The sequence below is a fragment of the Breoghania sp. JC706 genome (genome assembly GCF_037026715.1).
In the GTDB taxonomy this organism is placed as follows: Bacteria; Pseudomonadota; Alphaproteobacteria; order Rhizobiales; family Stappiaceae; genus Breoghania.
On the sequence record NZ_JBANCG010000002.1, the window covers coordinates 183405 to 204214 of the forward strand.

The 20810-nt window shown below is 64.9% G+C and carries 16 protein-coding genes; 14 read left to right on the top strand and 2 right to left on the bottom strand.

Going from position 1 to position 20810, the window contains the following annotated elements; all coding sequences use genetic code 11:
• Positions 1–151: 151 nt before the first annotated feature.
• The 4 genes from V2L18_RS03995 to V2L18_RS04010 all read left to right on the top strand — a co-directional run bounded on the left by V2L18_RS03995 (position 152) and on the right by V2L18_RS04010 (position 5314).
• Positions 152–814, top strand: a complete 663-nt coding sequence (locus V2L18_RS03995) for an RluA family pseudouridine synthase (RefSeq protein WP_336176996.1) — start codon at positions 152–154, stop codon at positions 812–814.
• Between the two features lie 65 nt (positions 815–879).
• Positions 880–1452, top strand: coding sequence for a sugar O-acetyltransferase (locus V2L18_RS04000; protein ID WP_336176523.1), 573 nt, complete (start codon positions 880–882; stop codon positions 1450–1452).
• A gap of 112 nt (positions 1453–1564) precedes the next feature.
• Entirely contained in the window at positions 1565–3178 is a 1614-nt protein-coding gene (locus tag V2L18_RS04005; RefSeq protein WP_336176524.1) for a GMC family oxidoreductase N-terminal domain-containing protein, read from the top strand.
• A gap of 69 nt (positions 3179–3247) precedes the next feature.
• Positions 3248–5314 carry a 3-hydroxyacyl-CoA dehydrogenase NAD-binding domain-containing protein gene (locus V2L18_RS04010; protein ID WP_336176525.1) on the top strand — a complete coding sequence of 689 codons (2067 nt, stop codon included), beginning with the start codon at positions 3248–3250 and terminating at the stop codon, positions 5312–5314.
• A 302-nt stretch (positions 5315–5616) separates the two neighbouring features.
• On the opposite strand, the gene V2L18_RS04015 is transcribed toward V2L18_RS04010, so the two are convergent.
• Positions 5617–5802, bottom strand: a complete 186-nt coding sequence (locus V2L18_RS04015) for a hypothetical protein (RefSeq protein WP_336176526.1) — start codon at positions 5800–5802, stop codon at positions 5617–5619.
• Between the two features lie 479 nt (positions 5803–6281).
• On the opposite strand from V2L18_RS04015, the gene V2L18_RS04020 reads away from it, so the two are divergent.
• From V2L18_RS04020 to V2L18_RS04065, 10 genes are all read left to right on the top strand, one after another.
• Positions 6282–6731 carry a thioesterase family protein gene (locus V2L18_RS04020; RefSeq protein WP_336176527.1) on the top strand — a complete coding sequence of 150 codons (450 nt, stop codon included), beginning with the start codon at positions 6282–6284 and terminating at the stop codon, positions 6729–6731.
• Positions 6732–7054: 323 nt separating this feature from the next.
• Complete coding sequence (locus V2L18_RS04025) at positions 7055–8137, top strand: efflux RND transporter periplasmic adaptor subunit (RefSeq protein WP_336176528.1); 1083 nt, start codon at positions 7055–7057, stop codon at positions 8135–8137.
• Positions 8134–9207 carry an efflux RND transporter periplasmic adaptor subunit gene (locus tag V2L18_RS04030; protein WP_336176529.1) on the top strand — a complete coding sequence of 358 codons (1074 nt, stop codon included), beginning with the start codon at positions 8134–8136 and terminating at the stop codon, positions 9205–9207. Before V2L18_RS04025 ends, V2L18_RS04030 begins: the two co-directional genes overlap by 4 nt.
• Positions 9204–12254: an efflux RND transporter permease subunit gene (locus tag V2L18_RS04035; RefSeq protein WP_336176530.1), complete on the top strand. Its 3051-nt coding sequence runs from the start codon at positions 9204–9206 to the stop codon at positions 12252–12254. The genes V2L18_RS04030 and V2L18_RS04035 overlap by 4 nt, the downstream gene beginning before the upstream one ends.
• Before the next feature lie 196 nt (positions 12255–12450).
• Complete coding sequence (locus V2L18_RS04040) at positions 12451–13176, top strand: response regulator transcription factor (RefSeq protein ID WP_336176531.1); 726 nt, start codon at positions 12451–12453, stop codon at positions 13174–13176.
• A complete protein-coding gene (locus V2L18_RS04045; RefSeq protein WP_336176532.1) occupies positions 13173–14465 on the top strand; it encodes an ATP-binding protein in 1293 nt (430 codons plus the stop codon). The genes V2L18_RS04040 and V2L18_RS04045 overlap by 4 nt, the downstream gene beginning before the upstream one ends.
• Positions 14462–16021 (top strand): efflux transporter outer membrane subunit, encoded by a 1560-nt coding sequence (locus V2L18_RS04050; protein WP_336176533.1) that lies wholly within the window; start codon positions 14462–14464, stop codon positions 16019–16021. The genes V2L18_RS04045 and V2L18_RS04050 overlap by 4 nt, the downstream gene beginning before the upstream one ends.
• 168 nt (positions 16022–16189) lie before the next feature.
• Positions 16190–17428, top strand: a complete 1239-nt coding sequence (locus tag V2L18_RS04055; RefSeq protein ID WP_336176534.1) for an efflux RND transporter periplasmic adaptor subunit — start codon at positions 16190–16192, stop codon at positions 17426–17428.
• A 2-nt stretch (positions 17429–17430) separates the two neighbouring features.
• Positions 17431–19401: a MacB family efflux pump subunit gene (locus tag V2L18_RS04060; protein ID WP_336176535.1), complete on the top strand. Its 1971-nt coding sequence runs from the start codon at positions 17431–17433 to the stop codon at positions 19399–19401.
• Between the two features lie 130 nt (positions 19402–19531).
• On the top strand, positions 19532–19888 hold the full coding sequence (locus V2L18_RS04065) for a YbaN family protein (RefSeq protein WP_336176536.1): 357 nt from the start codon (positions 19532–19534) through the stop codon (positions 19886–19888).
• On the opposite strand, the gene V2L18_RS04070 is transcribed toward V2L18_RS04065, so the two are convergent.
• Positions 19861–20679, bottom strand: coding sequence for an IclR family transcriptional regulator (locus V2L18_RS04070; RefSeq protein ID WP_336176537.1), 819 nt, complete (start codon positions 20677–20679; stop codon positions 19861–19863). The genes V2L18_RS04065 and V2L18_RS04070 overlap by 28 nt on opposite strands.
• Between the last annotated feature and the right edge of the window lie 131 nt (positions 20680–20810).

Below are 20810 nucleotides of genomic sequence, written 5' to 3' on the forward strand. Positions count from 1 at the left end.
TGTTCCACGCGTAAGAACGCCCCGTCCGTGGCGCTTCTGGCTCCGGGCGGGGCGTTTTTTTATCGCCCTTCCGATCCGCGGCGTTTCATACGGCTCCGCCGCAGGAAACGGCGAATTGACGCTCGCAGGCCGGGCTGGTAACGCCAGCGCCATGCCGGAGCAACGCCCCTTCTTTTATGACCCGCCGAAAGACCCGCCCGTCGTTCTCTACGAGGATGCGGACATTCTCGTCGTGGCCAAGCCTTCCGGCCTTTTGTCGGTGCCGGGCAAGGCCGCCGAACACGCCGACTGCCTGATCGTGCGCCTGAACGCGCTCTATCCGGAGGCAACGCTCGTCCATCGCCTCGATTGCGCCACCTCCGGCGTCATGGTCTTTGCCCGCAACCGCGCGGCCCATCGCCATCTGGGGTTGCAATTCGAGCGCCGCAAGCTCTCCAAGAGCTACGTCGCACGCGTCCGGGGAAGGATCTCAGCCGACGAAGGCGCCATCGACAAGCCGTTGCGCTGCGACTGGCCGAACCGCCCCAAGCAGATCGTCGATTTCATCGAGGGCCGGCCGGCGCTGACGCGCTGGCGGGTGGAGGCGCGCGAGGCGGGCGCGACGCGCGTGCGCCTGCTGCCAGAAACCGGCCGCTCTCACCAGCTGCGCGTTCACATGGCGGATCTCGGTCATCCCATTCTGGGCGATGCGCTCTATGCCGACGACGACGCCTTCGCCGGTGCGCCGCGGCTTCAGCTTCATGCCGAAACGCTAACTATCCGCCATCCCTCCGGCGGCGAGCCGATGACGTTCGTCGATCCCTGCCCGTTCTAGAGCGCCTTGCGGCGGGCGTTTTCGCCCATTGGAATCACCTTGATCGCGGCTGGAGATGTGACGGAATGACGAGCGAAAAGAACAAGATGCTTGCCGGAGAGCCCTATCGGGCCGATTGCCCGGAGCTGGTCGCCGACCGGGAACGCGCAAGCGCCTGGATGGATCGTTTCAATGCCCGTCAGGCCGTTCCGGCCGCTGAGCAGCGTGACCGTCTCGCGGAGCTTCTTGCCGCCGTCGGCGAGGGCGTGGTCATCCGGCCGCCGTTTCACTGCGACTACGGCTACAACATCAGCGTCGGCCGGAATGTCTTCGTTAATTTCGGCTGCATCGTGCTCGATGTGGTCGCGGTGGAGATCGGCGAGGGCACCCAGATCGGGCCGAGGGTCCAGATCCTCACCGCCGATCATCCGCGCGATCCCGAACTTCGCAGCCGGGGTGTTGAGTCCGGCAGGCCGGTCCGCATCGGGCGAAACGTCTGGATCGGCGGCGGTGCGATCATCCTGCCGGGCGTGACGGTCGGCGACGATGCCATCATTGGGGCGGGCGCTGTTGTGACCCGTGACGTGCCGGCCGGCGTGACCGTGGTCGGCAATCCGGCGCGGCCGGTGGCGGGTAGCGCGCCCGCGTCCGATGGCTGAACGGAGGCCTTTGCGCGGCCTCGACAACCTGTGAACGCTTGACGCAGCGGCCTTGCAATGCTCAACGATGAGAACGCCCTGGGGAGAGGGCATTCGTTGGGGGGAGGGCGCCATGGGGCGGGAGACGTACGACTATATCGTGGTGGGCGCCGGCTCGGCCGGCTCCGTGCTGGCCAACCGTCTGTCCGCCGATCCCTCCGTTCGCGTGCTGGTGCTGGAAGCCGGCGGGCGCGACGACTGGATCTGGTTCCACATCCCCGTCGGCTATCTCTTCGCCATCAACAATCCGCGTTCCGATTGGTGTTTCCGCACGCGTCCCGAGCCGGGCCTCAACGGCCGTTCGCTGATCTATCCGCGCGGCAAGGTCATCGGCGGGTCCTCGGCCATCAACGCCATGATCTACATGCGCGGACAGGCGGGCGACTACGACCACTGGCGCCAGCTCGGCCTCAATGGCTGGGGATGGGACGACGTGCTGCCGATCTTCAAGGCGCACGAGGATCACTTTCTCGGCGCCTCCGACCTGCATGGCGCGGGCGGCGAATGGCGGGTGGAGCCGCCGCGCGTGCGCTGGGACGTGCTGGATCGCTACCGCGACGCCGCCGAGGAGTGCGGCATTGCGAAGATCGACGATTTCAATCGCGGCGACAACGAGGGCTCGTCCTATTTTCAGGTCAACCAGCGTCGCGGTGTGCGCTGGTCGGCCGCGCGTGGCTTCCTCAAGCCCGCCCTGAAGCGGGCGAACCTGACGCTGGAAATCGGTTGCGCCGTCGACCGGCTGACCTTCGACGGCACGCGGGCCACGGGGGTGGAATGGATCCAGGACGGCGAGCGCCGCTCCGCCGTCGCCCGGCGCGAGATCGTGCTCGCCTCCGGTTCCATCGGCTCCGTCCAGATTCTGCAGCGCTCCGGCATCGGCGATGGCGCGCATCTTCAGTCGCTCGGCATTCCGGTGATAGCGGATCGCAAGGGCGTCGGCGCCAATCTGCAGGACCACCTGCAACTCAGGATGATCTACAAGGTCTCCGGCGTGCGAACGCTGAACGAGACCTACGCCAATCTCTTCCGCCGCGCCTGGATGGGCATCGAATATGCGTTGAACCGCTCCGGCCCGCTCACCATGGCGCCTTCGCAGCTCGGCATCTTCACCCGCTCCGGCGAAGATGTTGAGCGCGCCGATCTGGAATTCCACGTCCAGCCGCTCTCTCTCGACAAGTTCGGCGATCCGCTGCACGCCTTCCCCGCCATCACCACGAGCGTGTGCAACCTGCGTCCCGAAAGCCGGGGGCATATCCGCATCACCGACAGGGACGTGGGCGCCCAGCCGGAAATCGCGCCGAACTATCTTGCGAGCGAGCGCGACCGCGAGATCGCAGCGCGTTCGCTCCGCATCGCCCGCCGCATCACCAACGCGCCCGCGTTCTCCGAATACAGGCCCGAAGAATACCTGCCGGGCCCCTCTGTCGGTGATGATGATGCCTCGCTCGCCAAGGCCGCAGGCGATATCGGCACCACCATCTTCCATCCCGTCGGCACGGCCAAAATGGGACTTTCTTCCGATCCCATGGCCGTTGTCGACGAGCGGCTTCGCGTTTTCGGCGTCGAGGGCCTCAGGGTTGCCGACGCCTCGGTCATGCCGACGATCACCTCCGGCAACACCAACTCGCCCACCATCATGATCGCCGACAAGGCGGCCGCCATGATCCGGGAGGACAGTCGCGGCTGAACCTTGCCGCGCACCGCGTCTCCCTCTCCCCGCCTCACTGCCAAACACCAAGAAGAAACGGGACCCCGCATGCCCAACCATGAACCGCACGACACCGTCCACGTCGAACGCCGCAACACGCAGATCGGCGACGTCGCCGTGATGACGATCGATTTTCCTCCGGTCAATGCCGGCTCCATGGCCATGCGCGCAGCGCTTCTGTCGGCCTTCGCCGGGCTCGATATGCAGGGTCTTGCGGGCGTCGTGCTGACGGGGGCCGGTGGCAATTTCGTCGGCGGTGCCGATCTGCGGGAGTTCGATGCGCCGGCACAAGAGCCGCATCTGCCAGACGTGATCGCGAAGATGGAAGCGTGTCCCGTGCCCGTCATTGCCGCCATCGACGGAGCGGCGCTCGGCGGGGGCTACGAGGTGGCGCTTGGTTGCGATGCGCGCGTTGCCACGGTTCGCTGTGCCGTCGGCTTGCCGGAAGTCACCCTCGGGCTCATTCCCGGCGCGGGCGGCACGCTTCGGCTCTCGCGCCTCGTCGGGCAGGCCCGGGCGATCGATCTCGTGTCCTCCGGACGCCGGGTGAAGGCTCAGGAGGCACTGAAGCTCGGCATGATCGATGCGATCGCCGACGGGAATCTTCTGGAGGCGGCGATAGCGCATCTTGCCGGCCTCGGCGGAGACAAGCGCGTTCTGCGGGACTTGCCCGCCCGTCCGGGTTCCGCGCCGGAGGTCGCTGCGGCGGAAGAAGAGGCGCGCCGGAAAGCGCGCGGAGCGCTTGCCGTTGGCGAAGCCATCGATGCGGTCAAGCGCGCCCACACGATGCCGGTCGCGGAAGCACTCGCGGCCGAACGTGAGGCGAGCCTGCGCCTGCGTCGCGGACCGCAGTCGCGCGCGCTGCGCCATCTCTTCTTCGCGGAACGCGCGGCCACCAAGGTGCCCGAGGGCGTCGAGCCGGTTGCGATCGAAACCGTCGGCATTGTCGGCGGCGGCCGCATGGGGCAGGGCATCGCGCTCGCCTTCGCGCAAGCCGGCCTGACCGTGCGCCTCAGCGAGCGTGATGCGGACCTTCTCAAGGCGGCGATGAGCGCGCTTGCCGATGCGGCTGACGAATTGGCCGAACGGAGGCGTATCGCCTCAGCCTCCGATCTTGTCGAGCGCATCCATCCCGGTGAACTCGATGACGTGGCCGACTGCGATCTCGTCGTGGAGGCAATCATAGAGGACATGGATGCCAAGAAGGCGTTGTTCGCGCAGCTCGACGGCATCGTTCGCGACGACGCCATCCTCGCCACCAACACCTCCTACCTCGATATTGACGAGATCGCCCGCGCCACGAAGCATCCCTCTCGCGTCGCTGGCCTACATTTCTTCAATCCGGCCAACGTCATGCGGCTAGTGGAGGTGATTGACGCCGAAGCGACCTCGCCGCAGGTGCTGGCAAGCCTGCTGGCGCTGTCGAAGCGCATCCGCAAGCTGCCGGTCGTCGCCCGCGTCGGCGAAGGCTTCATCGGCAACCGCGTTTTTGCGGCCTATCGCCAGCAGGCGGAGTTCCTGATCGAGGAAGGGGCGCTGCCGTGGGAGGTCGATGCGGCCATGGAAGGCTTCGGCTTCGCGATGGGTCTGTTCAAGGTCTACGATCTCGCGGGCCTCGATATCGCCTGGTCCCGGCGCAAGCGCCTGGCACCGACGCGCGACCCGCGGGCGCGGTATGTCGAGATCCCGGACGTGCTGTGCGAGATGGGCCGTTTCGGGCGCAAGACGAAGGCCGGCTGGTACGACTATGCCAGCGGCAAGCCCGTCCCGGATCGGCAAGTCGAGATCATCATCGCCGACACCGCCGCCTCCAAGGGCATTACGCGCCGCTCCTTCGCCGCTGACGAGATCGTCTCGCGCATCATGGCCGCGATCGTCAACGAGGCAGCGCTGCTGCTTGGCGAGGGCATCGCCGCGCGGGCGTCCGATGTCGATGTGGTGCTTGTCAACGGCTACGGCTTCCCCAAGCTCAAGGGCGGGCCGCTGCACTGGGCGGCGAACCAGCCGCGTGCCGAGATCGTTGCCGCCGTCGATGAGATGGCGCGGGCCTCGGGCTTCGGCATCGAGCCGGCCGCCAATCTGGCGGCGGTTCTTGCCGAGTCAGAGGCGGTATAGCGCTGCCTTTTCGCGGCAAGGTCCTGCCGGATCCGGCGCGCGGGCTTGTCGTTCAGGCGGCTAAGCCCGAACGCAACGCGCAAGCGCCGCGACAAGGCGATGCTTAGTGAATTGATCGTGAACGGTTTTCGACGCCCTTAGGGGCATTCAAGATGCGTTCCGACGGCTTCATTCGAACGCTGGCCGTGGGGAGAGGGGGCGGAAAGGCGTCGATGACCGGGGGCGGGAAGGTGTCGATGCTTCCGAGCCGCGCCGGGTGTCCGGATCACCTGTGGTGTCGGAGATCCTGGGTGTCGCTTGCATCAACCGACGACGTTGCGGTCCACTTGCGGCATCTTTGAGCGGATATCGCCCCAGGAACCAAGAGGCGCCTGGCAGGCCGAACAGTCGATCTGCATCCGCTCCGGAATCTCGACCGTCGTGATCGTGTTGGTCGCACCGCAATGCGGGCAGGGTATGGCGTGTTGATCGAATGCGGGCGGATTCATGGTACTCCCTTCCCTGTTCAGAAGGCAGGAGTCTCAATCTCTGGTGTCGTTCAGATCTTGTCTCTCAGCCCTCGTCGTGTCTTTCTCGCGAAAGCCGACGGTAGAGTGACTATACGCGTTCTCACCCAGAGAGTCGAACCGATTGAAGTATATAAGCCGGAAATATTGGCTTTTGTACGGTGTCGGACAGGGTTGTCGAAATTCGGGTGTGGTGAAATGGGAAGACGCTTAGTTTTTGAATAAAAAATTGCCACACGGGTATTCGTCTTTCTTCTTTAGGGTCTTGCGGCGAGCGGAGTGTTGATTGCGTCGTCTCGTCGGGACTTCGAAGGCGCTGTCATCAAGATGAAGTCCAAATGGACTTTTGATAGCCCGCGCGGCTTATGTTCGAAACGAGCGCGGTAATCTGGGATGTCTGCAGGAGGAGAAGAATTCATGCCCGAGTTGTGCACGCACCGCCCAAGCGGGAACAACGGCAAATGACGCAAAGACCCGCTCCCGCCGAGCGCGGCGCCTACCGGGCCTTCCGCGCGATCCCCACGCGCTGGATGGACAACGACATCTATGGCCACATGAACAATGTCGTTCACTATTCGCTGTTCGATACGGCGGTCAACGGCTGGCTCGTGGAGGCGGAGGTGCTGGATATCCGCACCGGCGGCCGGATCGGACTTGTGGTCGAGACGGGGTGCCGTTACCACGCTGAAATGGCCTTTCCGGATGTCGTCACCGCCGGCATTCGGGTCGCACGGATCGGAACCTCGTCGGTGCGCTACGAGGTTGGCCTCTTCCGTAACGACGAGAACGCGGCGAGTGCGGAAGGGTTCTTCATCCACGTCTATGTCGACAGGGAAACGCGCCGCCCGGTGCCGCTCGATCCGGCCATGCGCGCGGCGCTCGGGAAGATCCTCATGCCGCCGGGTGCCTGAGAGCCCGTGCTTTCCCCAGCTTTACGAACAACTGAAACGGGGTATTGAAGGAAACCCGCCGACGCGCCAATCTTGTGCCGCAATTCGGGATCCGGGTGAGGGTCCCGTTCACAAGCTCGAGATGTCAGACAGTTGAGCGATTGCGCCTGATCGACGGTGATGAGTCGTTTCATTCGCCGACACCTTGTCGCCCGCCGCTTCTCAAGCCCGTCTCATTCAAAGGGACCCCCGTTGAACATTCGCAGAACCTCAGGCCCGTCAGCATCCGGAGCGCCGATTTGAACCGGGTCGAACAGCATCGCTTCCATGACCGGAGCTTTCGGATGCGCCTGCGCGCGGCGGCGGCCGGCGCATTCGCCGTCCTTGCCATCGGACACGTGGCCATGGCTGCGGAGGATCCGCCGCACGGCAAGCGCGTCGATACTGTCACCGTCACGCTGCAGCCCTATGTCGACGAGACGACGCTGACCGGCGAGATCGCGGCGCGCAACGAGGCCGCATTGTCGTTCAAGGTGGGCGGCCGCGTATCCGACGTCTATGTCGATGTTGGCGACCATCTCGCCAAGGGCGACGTTCTCGCCCGCATCGATCCGACCGAGCAGGAGGCCGACGTCGCCTCCGCGAAGGCCGCCGTCACCTCCGCGCAGGCTCAGCTCAAGAATTCCAGCTCGACATTCGAGCGACAGAAGAAGCTGCTCGCGAGCGGCTTCACCACCCGCTCCGACTACGATGCCGCGGAGAAGGCGCTGAAGACGGCGAAGAGCATGCTCGACAGCGCCAGGGCGCAGCTGACGACTGCGAACAGCAACCTCGCGGACACCGTGCTGAAGGCGGAGGCCGACGGCATCGTGACCGAGCGCAATGTCGACCCGGGGCAGGTCGTGGGTGCCGCGCAGAGCGTCTTCAACTTCGCCAATGACGGCGATCGGGACGCTATCTTCGAGATCCAGGAACAGCTGCTCACCGGTCCGGCGCCATCAAGCGTTTCCGTGTCGCTCCTGTCGAACCCGGCCGTGACCACCACGGGTCGCATCCGGGAGGTCTCGCCGCTGATCAATCCGCAGACGGGCACCGTCAAGGTCAAGATCGGCCTCGATCGGGTGCCGCCGGAGATGCAGCTCGGGTCCGCCGTCGCCGGCAGCGTCAGCCGGACGCTTCCGGAAGATGTCATCGTGCTGCCGTGGCTGGCGCTTGCCGCGGACAACGGCCGGCCTGCCGTGTGGGTGGTCGATCCCGCCGACAATACGGTCGCGCTGCGTCCGATACGGATTGAACGCTACGATTCCAGCCGCATCCTGGTGGCGGAGGGATTGAAGCCGGGTGACCGGGTGGTCACGACCGGATCGCAGATGCTGCGTCCGGGGGAAACGGTTCAGCCCGTCGGGGAAGGGGAGGCGGACAAATGAAGCCGGCCCGTTTTTTGCCTCTCCTGATGATGCTTGCGCTTGCCGCCTGCGGAGACGATGAGCCGACCTCCGCCGAGGCTGCCGCGCCGCGCCCCGTGCTTACAGAGGAAGCCAGTCAGGTCGCCGCCCATATCGAGGGTTTCTCCGGCACGGTCGAACCCCGCTACGAGACCAAGCTCGCATTCCGCACGCTCGGCCGGATCGTTTCGCTCGATGCTGATGTGGGCGATCAGGTCCAGGCCGGCGCTGAGCTTGCGCATATCGATGCGGAAACGCTTGAGGCAAGCGTCCGTCAGGCCAAGGCGCAACTGGCATCTGCCCGCGCCCAGGCACAGAATGCGCGCGCGAGCCTCGGCCGGGCGAAGGCCCTGTTTGAGAAAAACACCGTCTCTTCCGCGGATCTGGAAACCGCCGAACAGTCGCAGACCTCCGCGGAAGCATCCGTGACCGAAGCCCAGGCGGATCTCGCCAAGGCGGAGAACGCGCTGTCCTATGCCATTCTCACAGCACCCTTTGCCGGTGTCATCACCGCGCGCTCGGCCGATGTCGGTCAGGTCGTCTCCGCCGGCGAGACGGTGATGACGCTTGCTCGCGTCGATGTGCGCGAGGCCGTCGTGGATATTCCGAGCGACCTCATCGACACGGTCGACACCGGCGCTCCCTTCAGCGTCCGGCTGCAGACCGATCCCGCGATCCGGGCTCAGGGAAAGGTGCGGGAGGTCGCGCCTGAAGCGGACGCGCTGACCCGCACCAACCGCGTTCGCATCCTGCTTGAGAATCCGCCGGCGGCCTTTCGCCTCGGCTCGCTTATAAGCGTCCGCCCCCAGGGGCAGAACGCGGCGGCGCTGACCGTGCCGAAAAGCGCGATCCTGGAAGATGGCGGGAAGACATTCGTCTGGGTGGTCGAAGACGGTGCCGTGCATCGGCGGGAGGTGAAGACCGGCGCCATTTTGGCCGGCGCGGTGGCCATAAGCTCCGGGCTTGAAGCGGGAGAGCGCGTGGTGGTTGCCGGCATCCATAGCCTCAAGGAAGGCCAGCAGGTATCCGTGTTCGGAGAAGAGCGCCCATGACATCCTTCAATCTGTCCGACTGGGCGCTGCGTCACCGCTCCTTCGTCTGGTTCCTGATGATCGTCTCGCTGGTCGCGGGCGTGATGTCCTATTTCAATCTCGGCCGCGAGGAGGATCCGAGCTTCACCATCAAGACGATGGTGGTCTCCGCCTCCATGCCGGGCGCCAACGTGCGCGAGATGACGAAGCAGGTGACCGACCGCATCGAGAAGAAGCTGCAGGAACTCGACACGCTCGACTACACGCGCTCGATCACCACCCCCGGCCAGTCCGTCGTTTTCGTGAACCTGCTGCCCACCACGCCCGGTCGCGACGTGAAGGGCATCTGGCAACATGTGCGCAACATGATGTCGGATATCCGCTCGCAATTCCCGAGCGAGTTTCAGGGCTTCTCGTTCAACGACGAGTTCGGTGACGTCTTCGGCAACGTCTATGCGTTCACCTCCGACGGCCTGACCCAGCGCCAGCTGCGCGACTACGTGGAAAACGTGCGCGACAGGATCATAGCCCTGCCCGATGCCGGCAAGGTAGATCTGATCGGCGCGCAGGACGAGGTGATTTATCTGGAATTCTCGCTGCGCAAGGTCGCCGCCCTCGGTCTCGACCGGCAGCAGATCCTCGACACGCTGCAATCGCAGAACGCCATCGCGCCCTCCGGCGTCGTGCAGGCCGGGCCGGAGCGCATCCTCGTGCGCGTCAACGGCCAGTACACCTCCGAAGACAGCCTCAAGGCCGTCAATCTCAGGGTGAACGACCGCTTCTTCCGTCTGTCCGACGTGGCCACCATCACCCGCGGCTACGAGGACCCGCCCTCGACGCTCTTCCGCTATAAGGGCCAGCCGGCGATCGGGCTTGCCATCGGCATGAAGAGCGGCAGCAACATTCTCGATTTCGGCGAGGAGCTGAAGGCGGAGATGGCGCGCATCGAGGCCGGGCTCCCGATCGGCGTCTCGGTCCACAAGGTGGCGGACCAGTCGCAGATCGTCGAGGAAGCCGTCGGCGGCTTTACCCGCGCCCTGTTCGAGGCCGTCGCGATCGTCCTCGTTGTCAGTTTCGTGTCCCTGGGCTTGCGTGCGGGCCTTGTCGTTGCACTTTCCATTCCGCTGGTGCTGGCGATCACCTTCGTCGGCATGGACCTGATGCACATCACGCTGCAGCGGGTGTCGCTCGGTGCCCTGATCATCGCGCTCGGCCTTCTCGTGGATGACGCGATGATCGCCATCGAGACCATGGTCTCCAGGCTTGAGGCCGGCGACGACCGGAAGACCGCGGCGAGTTTCGCCTGGACCTCGATCGCCTTTCCCATGCTCACGGGCACGCTGGTGACGGTCGCCGGTTTCCTGCCCATCGGCTTCAACACCTCGAACGCCGGCGAATACACGTTTTCGCTGTTTCAGGTGCTGGCCTTGTCGCTGCTGCTGTCATGGATCGTGGCGGTGCTGTTCGCGCCGTTGCTGGGCGTGGTCTTTCTGCCGCGCAGCATGAAGAAGCACGACGAGACGCCGTCCCGCTTGCGCCGCACGTTCTCGAAGCTCCTGAAGACGGCCATGCGCTGGCGCTACGTGACGATCGCCATAACGGTGGCGCTGTTCGCGGCCTCCGTCTTCGCCATGCAGTTCGTGCAGCAGCAGTTCTTCCCGTCCTCCGACAGGCCGGAACTGGTGGTCGATTTCACCCTTCGCCACAATTCAACGATCAAGGCCACAAAGGCCCAGATGGACGAACTGGAAGCGACCCTTGAGGGCGATCCGGACATCGACCACTGGAGCTCCTATGTGGGTCGTTCCGCCGTACGCTTCATCCTCGCCTACGACGTGCAGCCCTCCAATCCGTTCTTCGGACAGGTGGTGATCGTCACAAAGGGGTTTGAGGCGCGCAAGCGGGTGCAGGCGCGTCTGGAAGCCTACGCGGCAAAGCACTTCTACGGCTCGGATGTCTACGTCAAGACGCTGGAGCTCGGTCCTCCGGTCGGGCGCCCCGTGCAGTACCGCCTCGGCGGTCCCGACGTGGAGACGGTGCGGACCAAGGCGCGCGAGCTTGCTGCGCTGATGGCGAAGGACAAACGGCTGGAAAAGATCGTGATGAACTGGAACGAGCCGGCGCGCGTGCTTCAGGTGAAGATCCTGCAGGACAAGGCGCGCCAGCTCGGCGTCAGCTCTCAGGCCATCGCCTCGACGCTGAATCAGGTGCTGGACGGCGTCACCGTCACCCAGGTGCGCGACGACATCTACCTCATAAACGTGGTCGCGCGCGGCAGGAAATCCGACCGCGACTCCATCGAGGCCATCGAGAACCTCCAACTCACCAACGCCAAGGGCGCGGCGATCCCGCTGGCCAGCCTCGTGAGCTATGGCTACGGCTACGAGGATCCGATCCTTTACACCCGCTCGCGCACGCCGACGATCACCGTCAGCGCGGCGATCGTCGACGATACCCAGCCGGCAACCATCGTCAACGAGCTGACGCCGTCGATCCAGGCATTCGCATCCCGCTTACCCGACGGCTACGGGGTGGAAATCGGCGGCACGGTTGAATCGAGCGGCGAAAGCCAGGGCCCGATCCTCAAGGTGGTGCCGTTCATGGTGCTGGCGATGCTGCTTTTGATCATGATCCAGATGCAGAGCTTCGGCGCGATGTTCATCGTGTTGAGCGCCGCTCCGCTGGGGCTGATCGGCGTGGTGGCGGCGCTGCTGCCGAGCGGTGCGCCACTGGGCTTCGTCGCCATCCTCGGCGTGCTGGCCCTCGTCGGCATCCTGATCCGCAACTCCGTCATCCTGGTCCACCAGATCGGCATCCTGCAGGACGAGGGACTGGATTCCTGGACCGCGGTCTTCCGGGCGAGCGAGATGCGCGCGCGTCCGATCCTGCTGACGGCGGCCGCGGCGTCGCTGGCGCTGATCCCGATCTCGCGCGAGGTCTTCTGGGGGCCGATGGCCTACGCCATGATGGGCGGCATCATCGCCGGTACGCTCATCACGCTTTTGTTCGTGCCGGCGCTCTATGTCGCCTGCTACAGGCTGGAGGAGCCGCAGGAAGACGCGGCCTGACGGTCGCCGCGCAGAGCGTGGGCCGAGCCGGCTGCGCGGCGGCGGGACTTCCCGGTTGCTTGGGCCTGTGTTTCCGGGAGGGCTGGAATTTTGTAAACGAACGTTGCTGGCGCGCCTCAGAAACATTTCGTTGCAAGATTTTTGACCGCATCGGCATCCGGCAGGTTACATGCGTCGGGTAACCGGAAGAAATCTGATGTCTCAAGGGCCCCGTATTCTCGTCGTCGATGACGACCGCGAAATCCGCTCGCTGCTCGGCCGCTATCTGGTGGATCAGGGCTTTCGAGTGACCATGGCTTCCAGCCGTCGCGAATGCGAGAGCAGCATTGGCGACAGCGTTCCCGATCTCGTGGTGTTGGACGTGATGCTCCCCGACGGGTCGGGCCTCGACATCTGCCGCGCGCTGCGTTCGCGAAGGCCGAGCGTTCCCGTCATCCTGCTGACGGCGCTCAAGGAGGATGTGGATCGGATCATCGGTCTGGAGATCGGCGCCGACGACTATCTTGGCAAGCCGTTCAATCCGCGCGAACTGACGGCGCGTATCAAGGCAGTACTGCGCCGCATCAACCAAGACAGCGAACCCGCCGAGCCGGTGCGGAGCTATCGCCTGTTGGATCTCGTCGTCGAGCCCGAAATGCGCCAGGTGAGGCGTGATACCGGGGATCGGATCGATCTGACGGGTGCGGAATTCGATCTTCTGAAGGTCTTTCTCGACCGGCCGGGCCGGCTGCTTTCGCGCGATCAACTGCTCGACATCACCCAGGGGAGGAGCCTTGAGCCCGGCGACCGGTCGATTGACGTGCTGATGAGCCGGCTGCGACGCAAGCTCGGTGAGGGGCAGCGCGACGCGCTGTTTCGCACGGTGCGAAACGGGGGCTATCAGCTTGTCGTTCCCGTCGCCAGCGAGAAGATGCCGGGATGAAGTCGCTCGGTTTCCGCATCGCCGCGCTGCTCATTCTGGCCATCGTTCTGGTGGTCGGCCTGGCGACGGTCGCCGCGTTGGTCGCATTCCGTCATCCTCTGCCGGAGACGGCCGCGAAGTCGGTCGCCCAACAGATTCATGTTCTTGCAAACCTCGTGCAACAAGACGGAGAGGCCGCGCGATCGGCTGGCGTCGATATCCGTCGCAAGCCCGCCGAAGGGCCGGTGGACAGGGCGGCCACCATGTTCCTGACCCGCGCGCTTGAGAACACCGGGCCTGCCGACAGGGTTGTCGTGACGCGCGAGCCAGACGGCTTCGTGCTCACGGCTTCGCTCGATCTCGGCGGCGGGAACTGGCTTGTCACCCGCATGCCCGATTTTTCTCCGCCCAACGGGTGGCCGAGTTTCGCGATGTGGATTCTCCTGATCGTTGCCGGCAGCACGGTGATTTCGATCATCGCGGCGGCAAAGATCACGCGACCGCTCCGGCTGATCGAATCCGCTGTGGCCGCCGTCGGGCCCGACGGAATGCTGCCGGCTGTTCCCGAGATCGGAGCGAGCGAGGTTCGCGCGACGGCGCGGGCGCTCAACCGGCTTTCCCGACGCCTGAAGTCGGCGATGGAGAGTCGCATGCGTCTCGTTGCCGCCGCTGGCCATGATTTGCGCACGCCGATGACCCGGATGCGGCTGCGCGTGGAGTTTCTTCCCGACGAGGATCGGGAAAAATGGCTCGCCGATCTGGCAGAACTCGACCAGATTGCGGATAGCGCCATCTGTCTGGTGCGCGAGGAAACCCGGTCGGACGGTCATGAGCCGGTTCCGTTGGGGGACTTGTTGCGCTCGATCGTCGACGACACCGCCCTGGCAGGCCTGCCCGTGGAGGCGGGCGGGATTCCGCCGTTGACCGTGACCGGCGGGGCGGTTGCTTTGCGCCGCGCATTGACTAATCTGGTCGTGAATGCAGCCACGCACGGTGGCGGCGCCCTCGTTTCGCTCGAAAGGCACGGAACGCAGGCCGTCATCACCATCGTCGACAACGGCCCTGGAATTCCGGAGGACCTGATTGGTCAGATCTTCGAACCCTTCTTCCGCGTCGATATCGCGAGACGCAAGACCATACCCGGCGCGGGGCTCGGAATGGTCATCGCGCGCGAGATCATCGAGCGTTTTGGGGGCACCATAACCGTCGCGAATCGCGTACCTCATGGTCTGCTTCAAACGATCATTTTTCCGCATGCCGAGGTGACGGAACGTCAGTGCCCGGCCAACCCTGCAGAGTGCTCCTCATGACACCACTGACCTCTCGTGCCGCGGAGGCGATCTCGTCCCCGGGCCGCGGCCGTCCGCGCACTTCCGTTAGGGCAGCGCTGCGTTATGTCAGCGTGACGCTGTCCCTGTCGCTGCTGGCCGGTTGCGCTGTGGGACCCGACTACAAGGTGCCCGACATCGTCATGCCGGCGAAATGGGCTCATGCGGGCAAGGAGCATTCGCAAAGCATCCCCGCGCTCGAGCACTGGTGGACGCGGCTGAACGATCCGATCCTGAACGAGCTGATCGATGAGGCGGTCGACGGCAATCTCGATGTTGCCACGGCCAAGGCGCGCATTCGTCAGGCGCGCGCGAGCTACCGCCAGACGACCGGCGAACTGTTCCCGACGCTCGATGCCTCGGGTTCCGGCACCCGTTCCAAGACCTCGACCAATGTCGATAGCGGCAAGGGTACGGTTTCCAATCTGTTCGACGCCGGCTTCGACGCAAGTTGGGAACTCGACATATTCGGCGCCAATCGCCGGGCCAAGGAGGCGGCCGGATACGGCGTGGACGCGGCCGAGGAAAACCTGCGCGACGTGCTGCTGACGCTGGTCGGCGACGTGGCCACCTACTATGTCGAGGCACGCGGCTATCAGGCGCGGATCGCCTTGGCCCAGCGCACGGCCGCATCGCAGAACGAGACCGCCGATCTTACCGAAAAGCAGTTCCGGGCCGGCGGGACGTCGGGTCTCGATGTCGCCAATGCCAACGGTCAGGCCGCCAGCACGGAAGCGGAAATCCCGACGCTGCGCACCTCCTACGCGGAAGCCGTCCATCAGATCGGCGTGCTGCTCGGTCGTCCGCCCGCCTCGGTGGCTGATCGTCTGAAGCAGCCGCGGCGCATTCCCCGGCCGAAGCTTCCGCTTCCCGCCGGCATTCCCGCCGACGTTCTCGTGAACCGGCCCGACGTCCGCCTTGCGGAGCGTCAGTTGGCGCAGTACACGGCCAAGGTCGGCGAAGCCGAGGCCGCCCGCTATCCCAGCGTCAGCCTGACCGGCGCGCTCAGCACCTCCGCGCTGGAGATCGGCGATCTGGCAAAGAACTCCACCATCGCCTGGTCCTTCGGCCCGAGCGTGAGCGTGCCGATCTTCAGGGGCGGGCAGCTCAAGGCAGCTGTCGATGTGGCCAAGGCCGAGCGCGATGAGTATTTCATCGCCTACAAGTCGTCGATCCTGACGGCGATGCAGGACGTGGAAGACGCTCTCGTGTCGTTGCGCCAGCAGCGCATCCGGATCGTCAAGCTGTCGCGCTCGGTGGATGGCTATCGCCGCGCCGCCAAGCTGTCCCGGGCTCTCTACCAGACCGGCTCTACCAGCTTCCTCGACGTTCTGGATGCGGAGCGCTCGCTCTATTCGGCCGAGGATTCGATGATCCAGAGCCAGGTTGCGATCGCCACCGCCTACGTCTCGCTCAACAAGGCGCTCGGCGGCGGCTGGAACGGTGCCATCGATGCCTCCAAGCCGGAGGTGGTCGATACCAATACCGGGCCCCACTTCGCAAAGATCGAGGCGGTTCCCCCGCAGCGGCCCGAATGATCGTGCGCCCGGGCTTGTCCGGGCGAACGTACAAGAAGTGCCGGTTCATCCTGTGTTCAAGTACGCAGAGGCAGTGTGCGCCGCAGATTGCCGCGCGGGCCGTTTCCCGGCCCCGCGCGGGCAGCGCGGAGCGGATGAGGCCGCTTGCGAGAGTTTCAGGCAGAGTGGATGACGACAGATAAGAAAAGCAGGCTCCGGCGACGTCTTCTCATTTTGGGTGGTCTGCTGGTGATCGTGGCTGCCGTGGCCTATGCCTATCGCGACCGCTTCCTCGCCGACGACAAGCCCAACATCATGACCGCCGTCGTCACGAAGGGCGACGTGGAGGAGAGCGTGCTGGCGACGGGGCTCCTGAAGCCGGTCAAGCTCGTTGCCGTGGGTGCGCAGGTTTCCGGCCGGATCACCTCTTTGAAGGTGAAGCTCGGCGAGCAGGTGAAGAAGGGCGACCTTATCGCCGAGATCGATTCCATCACCCAGCAATACGATCTGCGTACGGCGGAGGCGACGCTTGCCAACGTGAAGGCCCAGAAGGTGGAAAAGGAAGCCACCCTGGTGCTTGCCAAACAGACGTTGAACCGCCAGCGCCGCATGGTGGCGCAGAACGCGGTTTCCCAGGCCGATTTCGACACGGCGGAAGCCGACGTGAAGACGGCGGAGGCGCAGATCACGGCGCTTGAAGCGCAGATCGTGGAAGCCGAAGTCGCCGTCGAGAACGCACAGGCCGATCTCGACTACACCAAGATCACCGCCCCGATCGAGGGAACGGTGCTTTGGATCTCCAGCCAGGAAGGCCAGACCGTCAACGCCTCCCAGTCGGCGCCGACGATCGTCATCCTCGGTCAGCTCGACATCATGACGGTCCGTGCCGAGATCTCGGAAGCCGACATTGTCAATGTCGAACCGGGTCAGCCCGTCTACTTCACGATCCTTGGCGAACCGGGCCGGCGCTACGATTCCACCCTGGAATCGATAGAGCCGGCGCCGGAATCGATCACCAGCGACAGTCTGGTTTCATCGTCTTCTTCCTCTTCCTCCTCCTCGTCTTCATCGAGTTCATCCGAGGCGATCTACTACAACGGCATCTTCAACGTCCCGAATCCGGATGGAAAGCTGCGCACCTACATGACCGCCGAGGTTCATATCATTCTCGGTCAGGCGAAGGACGTGCTGACGATCCCGGCCTCGGCCCTCGGCAAGCAGGCCAGCGACGGCAGCTATACGGTTCAGGTGCTTGCCGCGGACGGTACGATTTCAAGCCGGAAAGTCGAGATCGGTCTGAATGACAAGGTGACGGCGGAGGTGAAGTCGGGTCTGAAGGAAGGCGATCGGGTGGTCTCCGGGCGGTTGACGACAGCGTCCGTGACCCAATCCTCATCCCGTCGCGGACCTCCGCCGATGGGGCTCTAGCGATGGCGGAGCCTCTCATCCAGCTGAGCAAGCTGCGCCGGCAATTTCCGGCGGGCGAGGGCATGCTGACGGTGCTCGACGACATCGACCTGACCATTGAGGCAGGCGAGTTCGTCGCCATCATCGGTGCGTCGGGATCGGGCAAGTCGACGCTCATGAACATTCTCGGCTGCCTCGATCGGCCGTCGGGCGGCAGCTACAGGATTTCCGGGCGCGAAACCTCCGCGCTGGAGCCGGACGAACTGGCTGCGCTGCGGCGCGAGCACTTCGGCTTCATCTTCCAGCGCTACCATCTCCTGTCGGAACTGACGGCGCTCGCCAATACCGAAATCCCGGCGATCTATGCCGGCCAGGCGCCGCGGGAGCGGCAGGCACGCGCCGCGGCGCTGCTCGGCCGGCTCGGCATGTCGGATCGTCTCGACCACCGGCCGGGCCAATTGTCGGGCGGACAGCAGCAGCGCGTCTCCATCGCGCGGGCGATGATGAACGGCGCCGACGTTATCCTGGCCGACGAACCGACGGGCGCGCTCGACACGCATTCCTCCGACGAGGTGCTGCGCATCCTGCGCGAGCTGCACGACAGCGGCAAGACGGTCATCATCGTCACCCACGATCCGGGCGTCGCCGCGCTCGCCGAGCGCACCATCGAGATTTCCGATGGTCGCATCGTTTCCGACAAGCGCACGGCCACGGCGGCGGCAGAAGGCGCGACACCGGCCGGCGGCGCGGCGGAGGATCGTGGCCTTGCGCGGATTTCCTCCTGGCGCGCCCAGGCGGACCGCTTCCGCGAAGCCTTCAAGATGGCGCTGCGCTCCATGAGGGCGCACAAGGTCCGCACGTTCCTGACGATGCTCGGCATCATCATCGGCATCGCTTCCGTCGTCTCCGTGGTCGCGCTCGGCACCGGTTCGCAACAGAAGGTGCTGGCCAACATCTCCAGCCTCGGTACCAACACGCTGGAGATCTTTCCGGGCAAGGACTTCGGCGATACCAGGTCGGGCAAGATCACGACGCTGGTGATCTCCGATGCCAACCAACTGGCAAAGCAGCCCTATGTTGCCGCCGTCACACCGACGGTGACTACCACCGACACGATCCGTTACGGGTCGCAGGAGGCAAACGCCCAGATCAACGGCGTCGGGGCGCAATATTTCGAGGCGAAGGGAACCAAGCTCGCGCAAGGGCGCCTGTTTGACGCCGACAGCGTGCGCGACATGACCCAGGATGTCGTCATCGACGAAAACACCCGCAAGACGCTGTTCGATGGCATCGAGGGCAGCCCGGTCGGGCGGATCATTCTGGTCGGCGACGTGTTCTGCCGTATCATCGGGGTGACCGAACAGCAGCAGGGCGGTTTCGGCGCCAGCAACCGGCTCTCGGTCTATCTGCCCTACACCACCGTCCAGGCTCGTTTCCTCGGCGATCAGACGCTGCGTTCCATCACCGTGCGGGTGGCCGAGGATACGGACACGGATCTGGCCGAACAACTCGTCACCGCCTTCCTGACCCAGCGCCACGGCACCAAGGATTTCTTCATCCTCAACACCGACGACATCCGCAAGACCATCACCTCGACGACGCAGACCCTGTCCCTGCTGATCGCGGCAATCGCGATCATATCGCTGGTGGTCGGCGGCATCGGCGTGATGAACATCATGCTGGTCTCGGTGTCGGAGCGCGTCAGCGAGATCGGCGTGCGCATGGCGGTGGGGGCGCGGCGGTCGGACATCCTGCAGCAATTCCTGATCGAGGCGGTTCTCGTCTGCCTGATCGGCGGCGTCCTCGGCATCCTGGCGGCGCTCGGCTTCGGTGTGCTCTTCAGTCTGCTCGGCTCCAGCTTCCAGCTGATCTATTCGACCTCCTCGATCGTGCTCGCCTTCGTCTCCTCGAGCCTGATCGGCATCGCCTTCGGCTATCTGCCGGCGCGCAACGCCTCGAGGCTCGATCCGGTCGTGGCGCTGTCGCGCGACTGACGCCCTTCGCGCGCTGTCGGGGCCCCGTGGCTTTTCAAGCGGCGAGAAAGGCCCATATCACCGTTACGGAAGGTCATCGTTGGTTGGTGCAATTCGCCCGGATATCCGGACAGATCGAACTGGAGACGCGATGCGGGCACTTTTTCTGATCTTGGGATTGCTCTTCGTGGGCCTCGGGTTCGTCGGCGTGTTCCTGCCCGTGTTGCCTACTACGCCGTTTCTCATTCTGGCCGCAGCCTGCTTCACGCGCTCCTCGACGCGCCTTGAAACCTGGCTGATGGAGCACCGGCATTTCGGGCCCACCCTGCGCGACTGGCGCGAACGCGGCGCAATCCCGGCAAGGGCGAAGCTGCTGGCGCTGGCGGGCACGAGCGCGGGCTTCGTTCTGTTCTATTTCGGCTCCCATCCCGGACCGTGGCCGACCTTCGCCGTCGCGCTGCTGATGCTCTGCGGTCTCGCCTACGTCTTCACGCGTCCCACGGCCTGAGCCTCCAGCCGCTCGAAGGCGGCCGTCCCGCCGGTTTCGCGCGCCACCCGCCTTGCCGTTTCGAACAGGTGGCGGCCTTCCTCCGCGCCCTGTTTCCGGCCGAGATTGGTAACTGTCGTCATGACACAGGCAATCTGCTGCTGGGCGTCGAAGACCGGCACGGCCTGCCCGGTGATATCCGGCAGCAAATGGTTGGTGAGGTCGGCCCAGCAGCTGTTTCGGATCGCCTCCAGCACGTCTGCGGCCGGTTTGTGGCCGCGAAAGTGCGCGGGCTGAAGGCGACGGGCGCGCGCAGTATGCGCGGCCGGCAGAAACGCCTGGAACATCAGCCCACAGGCGGTGTTGTCGAGCGGCAGGATATCGCCGAGAGCGAGCGACGAGATCGTGAAATAGGCGCTTCGATACCAGCGCACCAGCGTCGGGCCGCGATCGGTCCAGATCGCGACGCCACCGCTCGCCGGGCTGTGGTCCACGAGATCCTTCATGTGCCTGGCAGCGACATCGACCGGTTCGATCCGCTTCAGCGCGGCGATGCCGATGCCGAGCGCGGTGGGGCCGAGATCGTAGCGCCCGCTTGCCGGGTCCTGCGCCGCCAGCCCCTCCTGCACGAGGCTCTGCAGGTAGCGATGCGCGGTCGAACCGCCGGTTCCGGCTCGTTTTGCAAGGACACCCAGCGTCAGCGGCTCTTCCGCATTGGCCAGAAGCTCCAGAAAGCGCGTGGCAATGGCGACGGACTGGATCGTTCCCGATCGCTTGCCCTCCGGCGCGTGCTCCTTGTCGGTTTCAACCATCGAAAGAAAATACCCGTTTCGGCTGCAATGGATTTCGGCCGTTCGGACCGGGAGCCTTCCGGACCGGTCCGCGAAGTCGTTTCGAAGCCCGCCGCACATCCGGTGATGGTGGCAAGCTTAAGGATGCGCAC